Source organism: Streptacidiphilus melanogenes (assembly GCF_000787835.1).
Lineage (GTDB): Bacteria > Actinomycetota > Actinomycetes > Streptomycetales > Streptomycetaceae > Streptacidiphilus > Streptacidiphilus melanogenes.
Map to the genome: position 1 here is coordinate 1 of NZ_BBPP01000064.1, position 17,480 is coordinate 17,480.

A 17,480-nucleotide genomic window follows, 5' to 3' on the forward strand; every position below is an offset into this window, starting at 1 on the left:
CGGGGGGCGCGGCGCGGGCCGCCCGACCGGCGCCCGCACGGCAGAGAGCCGCGCGGGCGGGAGCGGGCGGCCGTGGGCGCTGTTCGTGCCCGCCGTCATCGGCCTCGCCTTCCTGGTGCTGCCCTTCGTCGGCCTGCTCGTCCGTGCGCCCTGGCGTTCCATGCCGGAGCTGCTGAGCGGCGACGTCGTCTGGCCGGCGCTGCGCCTCTCGCTCACCACGGCGACGGCCGCGACCGCCGTCTCGCTCGTCCTCGGCGTCCCGCTCGCCTGGCTGCTGGCCCGCACCGACTTCCCCGGACGGCGGCTCGCCCGCACACTGGTGACCCTGCCGCTGGTGATGCCGCCCGTCGTCGGCGGCGTGGCGCTGCTGCTGGTGCTCGGCCGCAACGGCATCATCGGGCGCTGGCTCGACAGCGCCTTCGGCATCACCCTCCCGTTCACCACGGCCGGGGTCGTCGTCGCCGAGGCGTTCGTCGCGATGCCGTTCCTCGTCCTCAGCGTCGAGGGTGCGCTGCGCAGCGCCGACACCCGTTACGAGGAGGCCGCGTTGACGCTCGGCGCCTCGCGGTTCGAGGTGTTCCGCCGGGTCACCCTGCCGTTGATCGCTCCCGGGGTCGGCGCGGGCGCGGTCCTGGCCTGGGCCCGCGCGCTGGGCGAGTTCGGCGCGACGATCACCTTCGCCGGCAACTTCCCCGGCACCACGCAGACGCTGCCGCTGGCCGTCTACCTCGAACTGCAGGACAGCCCCGACGCCGCCGTCGCCCTCAGCCTGGTGCTCCTCGCCGTCTCCCTCGCGGTCCTGCTGGCGCTGCGCGGCCGCTGGACGACAGGAGCCCAGGCATGACCACCCAACCGCCGCCGCCCGAGCCCGCGTCGGGCGCCGCGGCCGACCCGGGCAGCGCGGCCGACCCGGGCACCGCTGCTGCGCCGGTCACCGACCCGATGCGCGAAGCCGGGCCGGTCGCGTGGGGGGAGGCCCTGCCGGTCGGCGGGCCCGTTCCGGAGGGGCCGCCTGCGCGGTCCGGCGCCGGGTCAGGGACCGGCGCGTCGGCGCTGGACGCGCGGTTGGTCGTCGACCGCGGCTCCTTCTCGCTCGATCTCCGGCTCACGGCCGCCTCCGGGGAGGTCGTCGCGCTGCTCGGCCCCAACGGCGCGGGCAAGACCACCGCGCTGCGAGCCCTCGCGGGTCTCACCCGACTGACGGACGGTCACCTCTGCCTGGACGGCACGCTCCTGGAGGACCCGGGCGCCCGCGTGTGCGTGCCGACCGAGCGTCGGCCCGTCGGCGTCGTGTTCCAGGACTATCTCCTCTTCCCGCACATGTCCGCGCTCGACAACGTCGCCTTCGGCCTGCGCGCGCACGGACAGGCCAAGGCCGAGGCCCGGGCCCACGCGTACGAGTGGCTCGAGCGCGTCGGCATCGCCGACCTCGCCCGCTCGCGTCCCCGGGCCCTCTCGGGCGGTCAGGCGCAGCGCGTCGCCCTGGCCCGCGCGCTCGCGCCCCGCCCGCGCCTGCTGCTGCTCGACGAGCCCATGGCCGCGCTCGACGCCCGCACCCGCCTGGAGGTCCGCACGACGTTGCGCCGCCACCTGGCCGCGTTCGAGGCGGTCGCCGTCCTGGTCACCCACGACCCGCTCGACGCCATGGTCCTGGCGGACCGTCTGGTTGTCCTGGAGGACGGCCGCGCCGTCCAGGAGGGCGCGCCCGCGGACATCGCCCGCCACCCGCGCAGCGACTACATCGCCCGCCTGGTCGGCCTGAACCTCTTCCGCGGCACCGCGACCGGCCATGACGTCGCCCTTGACGCGGGCCCGTCCCTCGCCGTCGCGGACGCCGCCGAGGGCCCCGTCTTCGCCGCCTTCCCGCCTGCGGCGGTCACCGTCCACCGGGCACGCCCGGACACCAGTGCGCGCAACCAGTGGCCGGTCACCGTGATCGGCATGGAACGACACGGCGACCAGGTCCGCCTCGACCTCTCCGGCCCGCTCCGCCTCACCGCCGACCTCACCCCGGCTGCGGTCGCCGACCTCGCCCTTCACGAGGGCAGCGAGGTCTGGGCCGCCGTCAAGGCCTCCCAGACCCGCGCCTACCCGGCCTAGGGCTCGCGGCTCTGCTCGGGTAGGGTCGGGGGCGTGAACCTCTACTGGCACGCCGTTCTGCCCCCGCTCTGCGCCTGAACGGGCGCATCTGCTGACGGTCTGATCTCGAAGCCCACCCCGGCGAAGGCCCGGGTGCCGTGGCGTGCGCCCGTTGCGAACCCGATTCCCTGAACGGTTCTCGACAACGGAAGTTCACGACTGTGCCGAACCGCACGACGATCTCTTCTTCTTCCTCTTCCTCTGCGATCCCCGTTGCCCCGGCGGACCGTCCCGACCTGCTGCGCGGGCCCGCGCCGATTCTGCTGACGTCCGTGCTCTGGGGCACGACCGGGACGGCGGCCTCCTTCGCGCCGGCCGGGGCGTCGCCCGTCGCGGTCGGGGCGGCGGGGCTGGTGCTCGGCGGGCTGCTGCTCCTGCTGTCCAGCCGCGGCGCGCGGACCCTGCCGCGTCGGTGCAGCCGGGCCGAGCGCCGGCTGCTGGCGCTGGGCGCGGTCGCCGTGGTCGGCTACCCGCTCAGCTTCTACCCGGCCGTGGCGCGCTCCGGCGTCGCCGTGTCGACGGTGGTCGCCCTCGGCAGCGCACCGGTCTTCACCGGGCTGCTGGCCTGGCTGACCGGGCAGGCACGGCCGACCGGGCGCTGGGGCCTCGCCACAGCCGCGGCCGTCCTCGGCTGCACCTTCCTGGTCCTCGGACCCGACCTCACCGCCGGAGCCGCGCCGGTGGATCTGCTCGGCGTCGCACTCGCCGCCGTCTCCGGCCTGTCGTACGCGGTCTACACCCTCGTCGGCGGCAGGCTGATCTCACACGGCCACGACTCGGGGGCGGTGCTCGGCACGATGTTCGGCGGCGCGGCGCTGCTGGTGCTGCCCGTCCTGCTGGGCACCGGCTTCTTCTGGTTGGCCACGCCGCGCGGCGCGGCGGTGGTGCTGCATCTCGCGGTGATCACCACCTTTCTCGCCTACCGGTTCTTCGGCTACGGCCTGCGGCGGACCAGCGCGCAGGTGGCCACGACCCTGACGCTGGCCGAACCGGCGGTCGCAGCCGTGCTGGGCGTCGTGGTGGTGGGCGAGCGGCTGCCGCTGGTCTCCTGGTGCGGCCTTGCGGTGCTGGCCGTCGCCCTCGCGTTCCTGGTCGTCCCGGCACGGGCGTCCCACGCGGGGCGCTGACGCCTCCCGCGCGGCTCGGGAGAACCCGCGTGGACCGGCGCGCCGCCACGCACCGGTCCGCATCGCGTCCCAGGATGGACCGCAGACGAACCGAGCGGTGATGCGGATCCCACGGAGGGGCGCGGCACATGGGTGTGCGGGAACGACTGCGGGACCGAGTGTGGGCCCGGCCGGTGTCGCCGACGCGACCGGCCGCGCCCCGGGCACGGCTCATGACCGGGGCCGCGGTGGCGTTGGCCGCCGCCCTGATGGCGGCCTGCGGGAGCGGGAGCACCGCCGCGTCCAGCACCCCTGCGTCCGGAAGCCCGGTGTCCGGGGGCCCCGGCAGCTCCGGGGCGGCGGCCGTGGCCGCGTCGCCCAGTGGAACCGGCGTCGGCGGCGGTACGCCCGGCACCTCCGGTGAGGCGGTCGTCCGCGCCCTCCCCTCACCCTCCGCATGGAAGCAGGAACGGCTCACCCGGGCCGTCTCCGCCCACGGCGGGAAGACGGCCACCGCGCCCGCCAACCAGATCACCGCGCGCGTCGGCGCGATCTTCGCGCACAGCGGCACCGGCGACCACTTCTGCACCGGCAGCGTCGTGCAGAGTGCGGGCCAGAGCATGGTGGTGACGGCCGCGCACTGTGTCCACGGCGGCAAGGGCGGGAGCTACAACACCGACATCGTCTTCGTGCCCGGCTACCGCGACGGCACCGAGCCGCAGGGCGAGTGGCCGATCCGCAGCATCGTGGTCGACCAGCGCTGGATCGACTCCACCGACCCCGACCTGGACGTGGCCTTCCTCGTGCTGGGCACCGTCGACGGGAGGACCATCGCCTCCGTGCTCGGCGGCAACAAGCTGGGCGTCAACGTCGGCTTCGGACGCACCGTCGCGCTGACCGGCTACCCCGCGAACGCGGGCGAGCCGATCGCCTGCTTCAACACCACGACGCAGCAGAGCGCCTACCAGATGAAGATCTCCTGCCCGTCCTTCCCCGGAGGCACCAGCGGCAGCCCGTGGCTCACCGGCTTCGACCGCGCGACCCGCACCGGCACGGTCATCGGCGTCATCGGCGGCTACCAGCAGGGCGGGGACACCCCGGACATCTCCTACAGCCCGTACTTCGACGACGACGTGCTCGCCCTCTACAACCGGGCCGTCGCGGAAGGCGGTTGATCCCGAGCGGGAAAGGGCGGGCCTCAGCCCCCGGGGCGGCGCGCGTACACCTCGATCTCGATCCTCATCCGCTCGTCGGCCAGGCCGCACACCATCATCGTCGCGGCCGGCCGCACCTCGCCGAAGCAGCGGCACAGGACCGGCCAGCAGGGCTCGAAGTCGGCCCGGTCGGGCAGGAGGTAGCGCACCCGCACCACGTCGGCGAAGGTGCAGCCGGCCTCCGCCAGCGCCGCGCCGATGTTGCGCAGGCACTGCTCGGCCTGCTCCACGACGTCGTCGGAGATGGTCATGGCGGCGTAGTCGTAGCCGGTCGTGCCGGAGACGTGCACCCAGTCGCCGTCGACGACCGCGCGGGCGTAGCCGATCTGCTCCTCGAAGGTCGAGCCGCTGAGGATCGAACGTCGCTCCCTGATGCTCCCTGTCATGAGCCGAACGCTAGGCGAGCTGCGGTGATACGTCCAATACGCATGGGGGCAGGACCTGATATCCCTAGGCGTATGCAGCGTCCCGAACTTCCGCTCCCGCAGCTGCACGCGTTCGTCGTGCTCGCCGAGGAACTCCACTTCGGCCGCGCGGCGGCCCGGCTGGGGATCGCCCAGCCGCCGCTCAGCCAGCAGATCCGCCGCCTGGAGGAGAAGGTCGGCCATCCGCTGTTCCACCGCGATCCGGGACGCGTCACGCTCACCCCCGCCGGGCGCGAGCTGCTGCCCGCCGCGCAGCGGGCCCTCGCCGAACTCGCCGAGGGCCTGGCCGCCGCCCGCGACGCGGGCAGCGGTGAGGCCGGACGGCTCCGGATCGGCTTCGCCGCCTCGCTCGCCCTGACCGTCCTGCCGGGGCTGCTGCGCGCGTACCGGGAGCGCTTCCCTCACGTGCGGCTCGACATCCGCGAGATGACCAGCTCCCCGCAGCTGACCGCGCTGCGCGAGGGCGGCATCGATATCGGCCTGCTGCGTGAACCCCCGGACGACGAGCCGGAGTTCGGCTTTCGCGTGGTGCTGCGCGAGCCCTTCGTGGCGGTGCTTTCGAGCGGGCATCCGCTTGCGGCCCAGCGCACGGTTCCGCTCGCGCGGCTGGCCGACGCGCCGTTCGTGCTGCTGCCCCGCTCCGTCGGACCGCAGCTCCACGACCGGATCGTCGGGCTCTGCGAGCAGGCCGGATTCACCCCGCGGGTCGTCCAACGCGCCGTCGAGTGGCAGACGCTGTGCGCCCTCGTCCAGGCGGGGCTGGGCGTCACCCTCGCCCCGGCAAGCATCCGCCGCATCCGCCTGGACGGCGTCGTCCACCGCCCGATCACGCCGGGCGACGCGCGCACCCGCGTGGCCGTCGCCTGGCGCCGCGCCGACCGCAACCCGCTGGTCGCCAACCTCCTGTCGTCCCTCGACGACTGGCTGCCGGGCGACCGGCCGGGCCAAGGCTAGAGCCCGAGCAGCCGACGGGACTCCTCGCGCATCTCCACCTTGCGGATCTTGCCGGTGACGGTCATCGGGAAGGCGTCCACCAGGTGCACGTAGCGCGGGACCTTGTAGTGGGCGAGCTTGCCCGAGCAGAACGCGCGGAGCTGCTCCACCGTCAGCTCCGGCGCGCCCGGGCGGAGTTTGACCCAGGCCATGAGCTCCTCGCCGTAGCGCTCGTCGGGCACGCCGATCACCTGGACGTCCTCGATGTCCGGGTGGGTGTAGAGGAACTCCTCGACCTCGCGCGGGTAGACGTTCTCGCCGCCGCGGATCACCATGTCCTTGATCCGGCCGACGATCGAGACGTAGCCGTCCGCGGCCATCTCGGCCAGGTCCCCGGTGTGCATCCAGCCGTCCGCGTCGACGGCCTCGGCGGTGCGCTCCGGCTCGTTCCAGTAACCGATCATCACCGAGTAGCCGCGGGTGCACAGTTCGCCCGGCGTGCCGACCGGGACCGTCGCGCCGGACTCCGGGTGGACGACCTTGACCTCGACGTGGGGGTGGACCCGGCCCACCGTCGCCACCCGGTGCTCCAGCGAGTCGTCGGGGCGGGTCTGCGTGGAGACGGGGGAGGTCTCGGTCATGCCGTAGGCGATGGTCACCTCCGCCATGCCCATCTCGGCCATCACCCGCTTCATCACCTCCACCGGGCACGGCGAACCGGCCATCACGCCGGTGCGCAGCGTGGACAGGTCCCAGCGGCCCGGGTGGGCCTCCAACTGGCCGAGTTCGGCGATGAACATCGTCGGCACGCCGTACAGCACCGTGCAACGCTCCGCCTCGACGGCGTCCAGCGCGTCGACCGGGTCGAACAGCGCGCCGGGCACGACGATGCACGAACCGTGTGAGGTGGCGCCCAGGTTGGCCATCACCATGCCGAAGCAGTGGTAGAAGGGCACCGGCACGCAGACCCGGTCCCGCTCCGTCCAGCCCTGCACCTCGGCCACCTGGAAGCCGTTGCCGAGGATGTTGCGGTGCGAGAGCGTCGCGCCCTTGGGGCGGCCCGTCGTTCCCGAGGTGTACTGGATGTTGGCCGCGTCGTCCGGGGACAGGCCCGCCTCGCGCTCGCGCAGCGCGGACAGCGGGACGTCGGCGCCGCCCTCGACCAGGGTGTCCCAGTCGGGCGTGCCGATGAACACCACCCGCTGAAGGTCCGGGCACTCGTCACGGACGGCCTGCACCAGCGCGACGTAGTCGCTGGTCTTCACGCGGGTGGCGGAGACGAGCAGCCGGGTGCCGGACTGCTGGAGCGCGTAGGCGATCTCGTGCCTGCGGTAGGCCGGGTTGAGGTTGACCAGGATCGCCCCGGCGCGCGCGGCGGCGTACTGGGTCAGCACCCACTCCGCGCAGTTCGGCGACCAGATCCCGACCCGGTCGCCGACCTCGACCCCGGCGGCGAGCAGCCCCCGGGCCAGCTCGTCCACGGCGGCGTCGAACGCGGCGTAGCTCCAGCGGCGCCCGGTCGCGCGTTCCACCAGTGCGTCGTTGTCGGGGAACGCACGGGCGGTGCGGGCGAGGTCGGCGCTCACGGTGGCGTCCGGCAACGGCGGCGCGGACGCGCCTCGGCGGTGGGAGAGACCCGGATCGAGCTCGACGGACATGGGTGAGGGCTCCCTGTTCACGACGGGTTTGATGGCTCGGAGCCTAGGGGAGTGGTGGGTTGGTGTCGACGGGTCCACGGACCGGAAGCGGACGGCGCGGTTCGTGATCAAGAAATGCGGAATGTGTGCGTATTCGTTGAAGGAATGCGCGTACATGCCAGAGGCATTTGCGCCATGATGAGTCCACGAACCCTCGCCCTCTTTTTGGAGCCGTCGACGTGGGACGTCACGCAAACGAACCACTGCCGCCTCCGGCAGTGACGCGCACCCATCTGCGGGTGCTCTCCACACTCCTGGCCAGACACGCGGCTGAACTTCCCGACGAACGCCTGCTCGACGCGTCCGCGCAGGACGCGGTAAGGCTGCTGGCCTGGTCCACCTCGGCCGCGGCGCTCGCGGCGGCGGCTCTGGCGGAAACCGATCCCCAGCAGGCCGTCCGGTACCGCAACCAGGTCCGCGACACCCTCGCCGAGGCCCACGCTCTCGCCTGGTATCCGGGCAGCGGCAATTCCTGAACCGGGAGTTCGCGGAGTCTGCCGAGTTCGCGGCTTCGCGGAGTTCGCGGGGCTCAGGAAGTCTCCCGGAGTTCACCCCTTCGAGTGCGCTCCGGCGGCGGCATTCCCGAAGACGCTCGGTGCTTTCAGCCCTTCGCGTCCTGGGCCACGGCCTCACGGTAGAGATCGCCGACGCGGTCGCCGAAGTACGAACTGTACGAGATGTCGTCCGTGTACCCGCCGGTCTCGAAGCCGCCGATCACCCCGATGACCGTGCCCTCGTCGTGGGTCGGGCCGCCCTGGCCCGGGATCAGCCACGGACTGCCGCTGGTGCCGTCGCTGTAGCCGGTGCAGTCGATCCTCATCTGCGTCGTGCTGAAGCGGTCGACCAGGTCCGAGCAGGTGATCGGCAGATCCGTCGAGCCCGGATAGCCCGTCATGGTGACGACGTGGTCGAAACCCTCGTCGACGGCGAGGCGGTTGGCGCCCAGCGTCTGCTGGACGGTGCGGCCGTTCACGGGGGCGACCAGGGCGAACGCGACGTCGACGTCGGCGTCGCCGCCGTCCGTCCAGGACGGGTCCTCGAAGGTGCGGGTGATCGGCCAGACGCCGTGCGGGGCCGAGCCGTCCCGGTAGCCGGGGACGAAGACCTTGTCGCCGTCGTCGCCGCTGAGGCAGTGCGCGGCCGTGACGATCATGTTGCCCTTGGGGCTGTCGATCACGCTGGCCGTGCAGTAGTGGGTGCCGTCGATCCCGCCGGTGAAGACGGCTCCCACACGGTCGCTGATCCGGTCCGCGGAGGCGATGCGCGAGGTGCCGAGCGCCCCGGAGGGGGAGGCGGCGCCGGTGGCGCCGGCGAGGGCCAGGGCCACCAGCCAGGCCACGGCCGCGACCGTGGGACGTCGGCGCGGGGTCGGAGGCTCGCCCCCGTCGACGGGGGCGGCGGGAGGAGCGCCGTCGAGATCGGCGTCCTCTGCGGAGTGCGGGGCGGGGATCAGCGGGACCTCGCAGTGCGAAGGGGAGGTTGGGCACATGCTGCCCTGCCGTTGCCGCTGGTCACAAGGTGCACCCGTGGGAATTTAAGCGATGGCTTGACATGTGACCAGAAGGTCACCTATTTTGCTGATGTGGACGAGGTCTTCAAAGCCCTGGCCGACCCCACCCGGCGTGCCCTTCTCGACGCGCTGTACGAACGGGACGGCCAGACGCTGAGTGCGCTGGAAGCGCGGTTCGAGACGAGTCGCTTCGCTGTGATGAAGCACCTCAAGCAGTTGGAAGAGGCCGGCCTGGTCGTCACCCGACGCCAGGGCCGGGAGAAGCTGCACTTTCTGAACCCCGTCCCGATCCGGTTGGTCCACGACCGGTGGGTCAGCAAGTACGCCGAGCCCTGGGCGGCTGCGCTCAGCGGCCTCAAGCGCGATCTGGAGTCCACCATGGAGAAGGTCTTCGAGATCTATGTCCGCACCACCCCGGAGCGGCTCTGGGAGGCGATCACGGATCCCGCGATCCGTGCCAAGTACAACTTCGGAGCCGGCATGATCGGGAAGCTCGAGCCGGGCGCCCCGTTCACGATGTCCGCCCCCGGCGCCCCTACGCCGCTCGGCGAGGGCGTCACCCTGGAGGTCGATCCGCCCCGCCGCCTGGTCCAGAGCATGACGGCGTTGTGGAGCGACGAGGTGAAGGCCGAGGGCACGTCCCGGGTCACCTGGGAGATCGAGCCGGTCGGCGATTCCTGTCGGCTCACCGTCACCCACGACCAGCTCCGCGAGGGTGCCAACGACCAGCTGTACGGCGGCTGGCCGATGATACTGTCGGGCCTGAAGACCTGGCTCGAGACGGGCGAGGTACTGACCACCCCTGGCTCACTGATGTACGGTCACGGCTGACGGGCGTCCCCCGTCCGCCCCACGGTCGCTGTGGTCCTCGTGGCCCACGCGGTCCGTGCGGCTCGAGGGACTTTCGACCCTTGCGGGACCTTCGCCTCTTGGAGGAACGGCCGCGGCCGGGGAGGCTGGAGAGGTACAGGGCCCTGCCGAGGAACGGGCCGCTCCCCGGATAGGAGGGACGATCCCCTTCCGTGACCGCACACTCGTCCGCACCTGCCGTGCTCACCGTCGACGCCGTCCTCTTCGACAATGACGGCACCCTGATCGACTCGGTGGGCTCGGTCCGTCGTTCCTGGGCCCGCTGGGCTCAGGAAGCCGGTCTGGCTCAGGAGCGGCTCGAGGAGGTGGGCTACCTCGGCCGCCGCGTCCACGAGGTGATCGGCGAACTCCTGCCGGAGCCGCAGGTGGCGGCCGCCGCCGAACGGGTCCAGCAGCTGGAGTTGGCGGACGCTCCGAACAGCAGACTGCTCCCGGGCGCGGAGGAACTGCTCTCGGCGTTGCCCAGAGACCGCTGGGCGGTGGTCACCGCCGCGACCAGGACGCTCGCCCTGCGCCGCTTCTCCACGCTGGGCCTGACCGTGCCGATGCTGGTCGGCGCCGAGGACGTCCACCGCGGTCACCCCGACCCGGAGGCCTTCCTGACCGCGGCGGACCGCCTGGGCGTGGAGCCGGCCCGCTGTCTGGTGGTCGAGGACGCGCCCGCCGGCCTCGCCGCGGGCCGTGCCGCCGGGATGCGCACCCTCGCCCTCGCGACCAGCCATGACCCGGTCGACCTGGAGGCGGACGTCATGATCGCCGACCTCTCCCAGGTCCGCCCCCTGGTCGAACGCGACGGCTCGCTGGCACTGCTGATCGGCTGACGGCACGGCCCGCGTCGCGCCGCACCGGGCGCGGGCGCGCCCGCACGGAGCCCGACGTCGGATCAGCTGAGCGCGGCCAGGTGCGCCTTGTAGCCCGCGCCGAAGCCGGTCGGCGTCCCGTCGTAGGCGCTGATCAGGGCCGGACCGCTGGAGCAGTCCCAGGTGTTCCAGGTCCAGGCCAGGTAGGAGGCGCCGATGCCGTCGAGCCAGGGCAGCAGCGAGTCCAGGTAGCCGTGGGCGCAGTCGTTCTCGCCCAGCTCGCCGGTGACCAGCGGCACCTTGGCCGCCACGGGCGCGATCTGCGCGTTCCAGCAGGAGCTGGAGCTGCAGGCGTTGAAGTTGTACGAGTGCCAGGACGCCGCGATGTTGCCGGTCGGGTCGGAGGGCTCGTACGCCAGCCACTGGGTGAGGTCGTTGGAGTAGGCGAGACCGCCCAGCATGACCACGTTGGTCGCGCCGGTGCCGCGCACGGCGTTGTCGAGGGACTGCATGCCCGCGACGGTGTAGCCGATGCCCGGGCAGGTGCCGCCGTCCCGCCAGCAGGTCCAGCCGCCGGTCTCACTGCCGGTCGCCCGGTCCGGGTAGGGCTCGTTGAACAGGTCGAAGACGACGGCGTTGTCGCCCTTGAAGGTCGAGGCGACCGAGGTCCAGAACGGCACCGCGCCCGCCGCGTCCGGCATGGGCTTCTGGCACACCGCCGTCGCACCGGAGCAGCCGGAGGAGTTGCCGGTGTAGGCGCCGTCGGTCCAGTGCAGGTCGAGGATGACGTTCAGGCCGTTCCGCTCCAGCAGGGCGACGTAGGTCTTGATGGCCGCGATGTAGTCGGTCCCTGAGTAGGCGGGGTTGACGCCGTTGGTGCCGAGCCAGCAGTCCTCGTTGAGCGGCACCCGGACGGCGTTGATGTGCCACGAGGTCATCGCCGAGACCGACGTCTGGTCGACGGGTCCGTCGAAGATGCCGGTGTTCTGGACGCAGGCGAACTCGGAGCCGGACCGGTCGACACCGCGCAGGGTGACGGTCCGTCCGCTCGCGTCGACGAGGTGGTTGCCGGACACGTGCAGCGCGGGCGCGGCGCCCGGGGATCCCGTCGGGCTCGACGTCGGGCTCCCGGACGTGCTCGGCGACGTGCTCGGGCTGGAGCTCGGCGAGGCGCTGCCGCCGCACGCGACGCCGTTGACGGTGAAGGACGTCGGGGCGGTGTTCACGCCCGAGTAGCCGAAGTTGGCGTCCGTCGTGTACGAGGCTCCGGGTGTGATGGTGGTGGCCCAGCTGGGCGCGGTGACCGTCACGGCGCTGCCCGCCTGGCTCCAGGTGCCGTTCCAGCCGGACTGGAGCGTCTGGTTGCCGCTGTAACCGTAGCCGAGGCTCCAGGAGGCGAGCGCTGCGGTGCCGGTGTCCGTGATGGTGATCGCGGCGGTGAAGCCGGTGCCCCAGTCGTTGCTGACGGCGTAGGAGACGCTGCAGGCCGCCGAGGCGCCGGCGGCCGGTGTCGGCGTCGCGGCGGTCGCGGTGAGCGGGACGACGGCGGCGGTGAAGCCGCCGAGTGCGGCGGCGACGGCCGCCAGCTGAGTATGCGGGCGCATGGCGCGAAGACGCATGGAAGGCACGCTCCTTGACGGTGGGTGGTTCCGGAGGAGGAGTGCTCCCTGTGCTGCCCGGCCGACACCGTAGCGGAGCCGACAGCGGGCCGACAGCCCCCAGGCGTAGTCGCCGTGGAATTTACCCGAACACCGACAAGGCACTTGACGCCGCGTCAGGAGCTGCCAACGATTGGGAGCGCTCCCATGTGCTGCCCGAGCCCTTCAGGTGCGCCCCTGCTCTCCGTGCGGGCGTCCTGCGAGGGAATCCCCCTTCGGATCTGGGATCGCTCCCAGGGACAGAAAGGTATCCACCGTGGCGCATCCACCCCTGCGCAGACGCCGCCGGATCGCGGCCGTGGCCGCGACGTTGGGCATGGCCTGGCTGGTCGTCCCGCTCGCCACCGCCCCGTCCGCCCACGCCGCCGTGACCCATCTGGCCAACCCGTTCGTCGGAGCCACCCCGTACCTCAACCCCGACTACGTCGGCGAGGTCACCACCCAGGCCAAGGCCGACGGCGGCACGCTCGGCACGGCCGAGGCCAAGGTCGCCGGCTACCAGACCGCGATCTGGATGGACCACATCGGCGCGATCGCCGGTGACAGCACCCACCTGGGTCTGCAGGCCCAGCTCGACAACGCCGTGGCCGACGGGGACAACCTCTTCGAGGTGGTCGTCTACGACCTCCCCGGACGCGACTGCGCCGCGCTCGCCTCCAACGGCGAGATCCCGGCGACTGCCGCCGGTCTCACCGAGTACGAGTCGCAGTACATCGACCCGATCGCCTCGATCCTGGGCAACAGCAAGTACGCCGGCATCCGGATCGCCGCGATCATCGAGCCGGACTCGCTGCCCAACGCCGTCACCAACCAGAGCAAGAGCGCCTGCGCGACGGCCACGCCCTACTACGAGACCGGCGTCGAGTACGCGCTCAACAAGCTGCACGCGATCCCGAACGTCTACGACTACCTGGACATCGGCCACTCCGGCTGGCTCGGCTGGTCCAGTAACATGACCCCGGCGGCGCAGGAGTTCGCCAAGGTCGCCAAGGCCACCACCGCGGGTGTGGCCAGTGTCGACGGCTTCATCAGCGACACCGCCAACACCACACCGCTGGACGAGCCGTTCCTGCCCAACTCCACGCTCCAGGTGGGCGGCCAGCCAATCGACTCGGCCAAGTTCTACCAGTACAACCCCGAGTTGGACGAGCACCACTACGACGAGGACATGCACGCCGCGCTGGTCGCCCAGGGCTTCCCGAGCAGCGTCGGCATGATCGTCGACACCTCGCGCAACGGCTGGGGCGGCTCGGCCCGGCCCACCGCGCTCAACGGGGCGCCCACCACCGTCGACGCGTACGTGGCCGCGAACAAGGTCGACCAGCGGCCGTTCCGCGGTGACTGGTGCAACGTCAACGGCGCGGGCATCGGCGCCCGGCCGCAGGCGCAGCCGTACGGGAGCAGCGACCCGATCATCGCCTTCGTCTGGGTCAAGCCGCCGGGCGAGTCCGACGGCGACTACCCGACGGCCACGCACGCCCATGGCGACCCGCACTGCGACCCGAACGGCACCCAGACCGACGGCAACGGCGGCACCTACCCGACCGACGCCATCCCGGGCTACGACGTCCCAGCCGGCCAGTGGTTCGCCGCCCAGTTCCAGCAGCTGGTGACGAACGCCTTCCCGAGCCTGGGCGCCTCCTCCGGCGGCGGCGACACCACCCCGCCCAGCACGCCGACCGGACTGACCGTCACCGGCACCACCAGCAGCAGCGTCTCGCTGTCCTGGACGGCCTCGACCGACAACGTCGGCGTCACGGCGTACAGCGTGTACCGGGGCGGCGCCAAGGTCGCCACGGTGACCAGCGGCACCAGCTACACCGACACCGGCCTGACGGCGTCCACCGGCTACACCTACACCGTCACCGCGCAGGACGCGGCGGGCAACGTCTCGGCGGCTTCGGCAGCCGTGACCGGCACGACGTCGGCCTCGGGCGGCGGCACGGGCGGTGGTACCGGAGGCGGGAGCGGCTGCACCGCGAGCTACACCGTCAGCAGCGACTGGGGCAGCGGCTTCAACGCCAACGTCACCGTCACCAACAACGGAACGGCGGCGACCACGGGCTGGAAGGTCACCTGGTCGTTCGGCGGCAACCAGACGGTCTCGAACATGTGGAACGCGGGCTACACCCAGAGCGGGGCGAGTGTGACCGCCGCCAACATGTCCTACAACGGTGCGCTCGCGGCCGGAGGCAACACCAGCTTCGGGTTCGGTGCGACGTACAGCGGTACCAACGCCGTTCCGACGCTCACCTGCACGGCCTCCTGACGCGGAGACAGCGCGGCACGACGGGACCCGCCCCACCGGTGGCGGGTCCCGCCTTCCGTCCGCCTCGTTCCTGCGGTGACGGGGCGAAGGATCACGGGTAGGCCGCTCTCATGCGCTTCGCCTTCGAGACGTCACCGCAGGACACCACCTGGCCCGAGCTGCTCGCCGTCTGGCAGGCCGCCGACGGGATCGAGCTGTTCGAGTCGGGCTGGACCTCCGACCACTTCCACGCCACGCACGCCGCCGACCCCGCGACCCCGCGCCTGGAGGCCTGGACGAGCCTCGCCGCACTGGCCCAGGCCACCCGACGCCTGCGGCTCGGCACGCTCGTCACGGGGATCCACTACCGGCACCCGGCCGTGCTGGCGAAGATGGCCGCCACCGTGGACGTCCTTTCCGGAGGCCGCCTCGAACTCGGCGTCGGCGCGGGATGGAACGCGGAGGAGTCCCGCGCCTACGGGATCGAGCTGGGCACGCCCAAGGAGCGAAGCGACCGCTTCGAGGAGGCCTGCCAGGTGCTGACGTCCCTGCTCTCGCCCCGGCCCGCCACGACCTTCCACGGTGCGCACTACCGGCTCACCGACGCCCGCTGCGACCCGAAACCACTCCAGCGTCCCCACCCGCCGCTCTGCGTCGGCGGCAACGGCGAGAAGCGGACCCTGCGTACCGCGGCCCGCTACGCCCAGCACTGGAACTACGACATCGGCCCCCTCGACGGCTTCCGCCGTGCCCGCGACATCCTGCACGCCCACTGTGCGGACCTCGGCCGCGACCCGTCCGACATCCGCCTCTCCTGCCAGATCCGGCACGCGGGCGACGCCCCCGCGACCGCCGCGACGTCGGCCGCCTTCGCAGCCGAGGGCGCGCAGTTGGCGATCGTCTACCTGACCCCGCCGTACACGCCCGCCGTCCTGGAACCGCTCGCCGAGGCGCTCGCGGAGCTCGCCACCACCACGACGGGGCGGTGAGGGCATCACTTCAAGAATCGAAAGCAGCAGGGACTCTTGACGGCGCTTTGTGTTCCTGGCTCCATACTGGGAGCGCTCCCAGTTGTGCGGGCCATGTCGAGAACTCAAGGAGTCGCATCCGTGACCGCGAAGCCGACGCTCGCCGAGGTCGCCCTGCGGGCCGGGGTGTCCACCGCGACCGCGTCCCGCGCGCTCAGTCGGTCCGCCCGGGTCAGCCAGGCGGCGCGCCGGGCCGTCGAGCAGGCCGTGGCGGACCTCGGCTACGTCCGGCACCGGGCCCGGCGCGCAGGGGCCCGTGACACCGGCGCGGTGGCGGTCGTGGTCTGCGAGGACATGCTGCACTGCCAGTCCGACCTCTTCTACACGCGCCTGCTCGTCGCGATCGAGCGCGCACTCGTGCCGCAGCAGCGGGAGTTGCTCGTGCTGACCGCCCTGCGCCACACCTCCCGGCCCTCCCTGCTGCGGTTCCTGGGAGGGGGCCATGTCGACGGCGTGGTGCTGGTCGGCCTGCGCGGGGACGACACGCTGCCGCGACTGCTGCGCGCGGCCGACGTCCCCGTCGTCTCGATGGGGCGGCCGCCCGGCGGCGCGGAGATCCCGTTCGTCGACGCCGACAACGTCGGCGGAGCCGCCGACGCGGTCCGCTACCTGCAGGCACGCGGGCGCCGCCGTATCGCCACCATCGCGGGCCCCGCGGACATGTCCGTCGGCGTCGACCGCCTCACCGGCTACCGTCGCGCGGTGCGCCTCACGGGCGCGGCCCGGGAGATGGTGGTCCACGGCGACTTCACGGTGGCCTCCGGAGAGGCCGCGGCGCTGCGCCTGCTGGACCGGGCCCCCGGGCTGGACGCCGTCTTCGCCGCCTCCGACCCCATGGCGGCGGGCGCGCTGCGCGCGCTGGCGCGCCTGGGCGTCCGCGTGCCCGACGACGTCGCGGTGATCGGCTTCGATGACGACGCCCTGGCCCGCCGCACGACTCCCCGCCTCACGACGGTGCGGCAGCCGGTGGAGGAGATGGGCGCACGGGTCGTGTCCGAGCTGGTCGGCGGCGGCCCCTTGTCGGGACGCGTGGTGATGGCCACTCGGCTCGTGGTGCGACAGTCGGCCTGAGCCGAAGCGCCCCGGGACCCCCAGGCTCCGGCTGAGGGGCGCCGCACGGTGCGGTCGGATGCAAAGCGGACGGCGCCGGCGGGCCGGTCAGCCGGCTGCGGCCGTCTGCACCGGCTCTGTCTCCTCCCGTTCGGCCGGCCGTGCGTCGGGGGGACGTGGAGTGCGCGCCAGGCCCGGGTCATGCCGGACGTCGCGGTGGCGCGGACGGCGTCCCGCCTGCGGAGGTGACGTCAGGTCAACCCTCCCGAAGGACGTCGGGAACCGGCTGCTAGCGCGGGAGCAGGCCGCGCACGTACGCGGCCTGACCGGCGTGCTGCAGGGCGTCGGAGACGACGCTGACCAGCCGCACCGCCGCGGTGACGGGCGGGACCCAGTTGGAGTCGACGATCCGGTCGAGGTGGTGGATGCCGGGCCCGGCGAGGAAGGTGACGGTCCGGTCGTGCACGTCGTCGTGGTAGCCGAGCAGCCGCTCCGCGTCGATGCCGCTGAGCGACGCGACCTGCCGCGAGCTGTGCCCGTAGCCGGTGGCGCCCGGACCGAAGGGCAGGTCGAAGCGCTCGTGCCAGCCGAGCTCGGTCCACGCCTGCGGCTGCTCGGCCAGGTCGCTGATGTGGTCGTCCTCGATGCGGGTGAGGTGCCAGACGAGCCAGCCGATCGAGTTGCCGCCCGGCTCCGGACGGAACGCCAGCTGGTCGGGCGTCAGATCGGCGACCGTCTCCTGGACGACCTCCCTGATCCGGCCGAAGGTGTCCGTGAGCAACTCGGTGGCGATGGTCATGAC

Annotated in this window: 16 protein-coding genes; 11 read left to right on the forward strand and 5 right to left on the reverse strand. The window is 72.6% G+C overall.

Features of this window, described 5'->3' with window-relative positions; all coding sequences use genetic code 11:
- The 4 genes from TR49_RS36535 to TR49_RS36550 form a co-directional block, all read left to right on the forward strand.
- Nucleotides 1-844 (forward strand): ABC transporter permease (locus TR49_RS36535; RefSeq protein ID WP_042390084.1); only part of this gene is annotated, 844 nt, incomplete at its 5' end.
- A gap of 98 nt (nt 845-942) precedes the next feature.
- The gene (locus TR49_RS36540) at nt 943-2,100 is read left to right on the forward strand and encodes an ABC transporter ATP-binding protein (protein ID WP_084725789.1); all 1,158 of its coding nucleotides are present in this window, start codon (nt 943-945) and stop codon (nt 2,098-2,100) included.
- A gap of 200 nt (nt 2,101-2,300) precedes the next feature.
- Complete coding sequence (locus tag TR49_RS36545) at nt 2,301-3,266, forward strand: DMT family transporter (protein ID WP_268874157.1); 966 nt, start codon at nt 2,301-2,303, stop codon at nt 3,264-3,266.
- Between the two features lie 212 nt (nt 3,267-3,478).
- On the forward strand, nt 3,479-4,420 hold the full coding sequence (locus TR49_RS36550; RefSeq protein WP_042390086.1) for a trypsin-like serine peptidase: 942 nt from the start codon (nt 3,479-3,481) through the stop codon (nt 4,418-4,420).
- A gap of 23 nt (nt 4,421-4,443) precedes the next feature.
- On the opposite strand, the gene TR49_RS36555 is transcribed toward TR49_RS36550, so the two are convergent.
- A complete protein-coding gene (locus tag TR49_RS36555) occupies nt 4,444-4,833 on the reverse strand; it encodes a RidA family protein (RefSeq protein WP_042390139.1) in 390 nt (129 codons plus the stop codon).
- An 84-nt stretch (nt 4,834-4,917) separates the two neighbouring features.
- Here TR49_RS36555 and TR49_RS36560 point away from each other — a divergent pair, with 84 nt between their 5' ends.
- Nucleotides 4,918-5,838, forward strand: a complete 921-nt coding sequence (locus TR49_RS36560; protein WP_042390089.1) for a LysR family transcriptional regulator — start codon at nt 4,918-4,920, stop codon at nt 5,836-5,838.
- Here the strand turns inward: TR49_RS36560 and TR49_RS36565 are convergent.
- The gene (locus tag TR49_RS36565) at nt 5,835-7,475 is read right to left on the reverse strand and encodes an AMP-binding protein (RefSeq protein ID WP_042390092.1); all 1,641 of its coding nucleotides are present in this window, start codon (nt 7,473-7,475) and stop codon (nt 5,835-5,837) included. The two genes, TR49_RS36560 and TR49_RS36565, sit on opposite strands and share 4 nt — an antisense overlap.
- Before the next feature lie 257 nt (nt 7,476-7,732).
- Between TR49_RS36565 and TR49_RS36570 the strand changes: the two genes are divergently transcribed.
- Entirely contained in the window at nt 7,733-7,990 is a 258-nt protein-coding gene (locus TR49_RS36570) for a hypothetical protein (protein WP_042390102.1), read from the forward strand.
- Nucleotides 7,991-8,115: 125 nt separating this feature from the next.
- Here the strand turns inward: TR49_RS36570 and TR49_RS36575 are convergent, their stop codons facing one another.
- Nucleotides 8,116-9,003, reverse strand: a complete 888-nt coding sequence (locus TR49_RS36575; protein ID WP_236653695.1) for a trypsin-like serine peptidase — start codon at nt 9,001-9,003, stop codon at nt 8,116-8,118.
- A 93-nt stretch (nt 9,004-9,096) separates the two neighbouring features.
- On the opposite strand from TR49_RS36575, the gene TR49_RS36580 reads away from it, so the two are divergent.
- Together TR49_RS36580 and TR49_RS36585 are read left to right on the forward strand one after the other, a co-directional pair.
- The gene (locus TR49_RS36580; RefSeq protein ID WP_042390107.1) at nt 9,097-9,855 is read left to right on the forward strand and encodes an ArsR/SmtB family transcription factor; all 759 of its coding nucleotides are present in this window, start codon (nt 9,097-9,099) and stop codon (nt 9,853-9,855) included.
- Between the two features lie 191 nt (nt 9,856-10,046).
- Nucleotides 10,047-10,715, forward strand: a complete 669-nt coding sequence (locus tag TR49_RS36585) for an HAD-IA family hydrolase (protein ID WP_236653696.1) — start codon at nt 10,047-10,049, stop codon at nt 10,713-10,715.
- Nucleotides 10,716-10,777: 62 nt separating this feature from the next.
- On the opposite strand, the gene TR49_RS36590 is transcribed toward TR49_RS36585, so the two are convergent.
- On the reverse strand, nt 10,778-12,313 hold the full coding sequence (locus TR49_RS36590) for a cellulase family glycosylhydrolase (RefSeq protein WP_236653697.1): 1,536 nt from the start codon (nt 12,311-12,313) through the stop codon (nt 10,778-10,780).
- Between the two features lie 295 nt (nt 12,314-12,608).
- Between TR49_RS36590 and TR49_RS46535 the strand changes: the two genes are divergently transcribed.
- The 3 genes from TR49_RS46535 (at nt 12,609) to TR49_RS36605 (ending at nt 16,699) form a co-directional block, all read left to right on the forward strand.
- Nucleotides 12,609-14,621, forward strand: a complete 2,013-nt coding sequence (locus TR49_RS46535) for a glycoside hydrolase family 6 protein (RefSeq protein WP_042390111.1) — start codon at nt 12,609-12,611, stop codon at nt 14,619-14,621.
- A gap of 110 nt (nt 14,622-14,731) precedes the next feature.
- Nucleotides 14,732-15,589, forward strand: coding sequence for an LLM class F420-dependent oxidoreductase (locus tag TR49_RS36600; protein WP_042390113.1), 858 nt, complete (start codon nt 14,732-14,734; stop codon nt 15,587-15,589).
- A 120-nt stretch (nt 15,590-15,709) separates the two neighbouring features.
- Entirely contained in the window at nt 15,710-16,699 is a 990-nt protein-coding gene (locus tag TR49_RS36605; RefSeq protein WP_236653698.1) for a LacI family DNA-binding transcriptional regulator, read from the forward strand.
- 268 nt (nt 16,700-16,967) lie between these two features.
- Here the strand turns inward: TR49_RS36605 and TR49_RS36610 are convergent, their stop codons facing one another.
- On the reverse strand, nt 16,968-17,477 hold the full coding sequence (locus TR49_RS36610) for a mycothiol transferase (RefSeq protein ID WP_042390117.1): 510 nt from the start codon (nt 17,475-17,477) through the stop codon (nt 16,968-16,970).
- Between the last annotated feature and the right edge of the window lie 3 nt (nt 17,478-17,480).

Bases quoted from the DNA above. Each gene is read 5' to 3' on its own strand.
- TR49_RS36540 (WP_084725789.1), top strand. From the start codon at position 943: ATGCGCGAAGCCGGGCCGGTCGCGTGGGGGGAGGCCCTGCCGGTCGGC.
- TR49_RS36550 (WP_042390086.1), top strand. From the start codon at position 3,479: ATGACCGGGGCCGCGGTGGCGTTGGCCGCCGCCCTGATGGCGGCCTGC.
- TR49_RS36560 (WP_042390089.1), top strand. From the start codon at position 4,918: ATGCAGCGTCCCGAACTTCCGCTCCCGCAGCTGCACGCGTTCGTCGTG.
- TR49_RS36565 (WP_042390092.1), bottom strand. From the start codon at position 7,475: ATGTCCGTCGAGCTCGATCCGGGTCTCTCCCACCGCCGAGGCGCGTCC.
- TR49_RS36575 (WP_236653695.1), bottom strand. From the start codon at position 9,003: ATGTGCCCAACCTCCCCTTCGCACTGCGAGGTCCCGCTGATCCCCGCC.
- TR49_RS36590 (WP_236653697.1), bottom strand. From the start codon at position 12,313: ATGCGTCTTCGCGCCATGCGCCCGCATACTCAGCTGGCGGCCGTCGCC.
- TR49_RS36600 (WP_042390113.1), top strand. From the start codon at position 14,732: ATGCGCTTCGCCTTCGAGACGTCACCGCAGGACACCACCTGGCCCGAG.
- TR49_RS36610 (WP_042390117.1), bottom strand. From the start codon at position 17,477: ATGACCATCGCCACCGAGTTGCTCACGGACACCTTCGGCCGGATCAGG.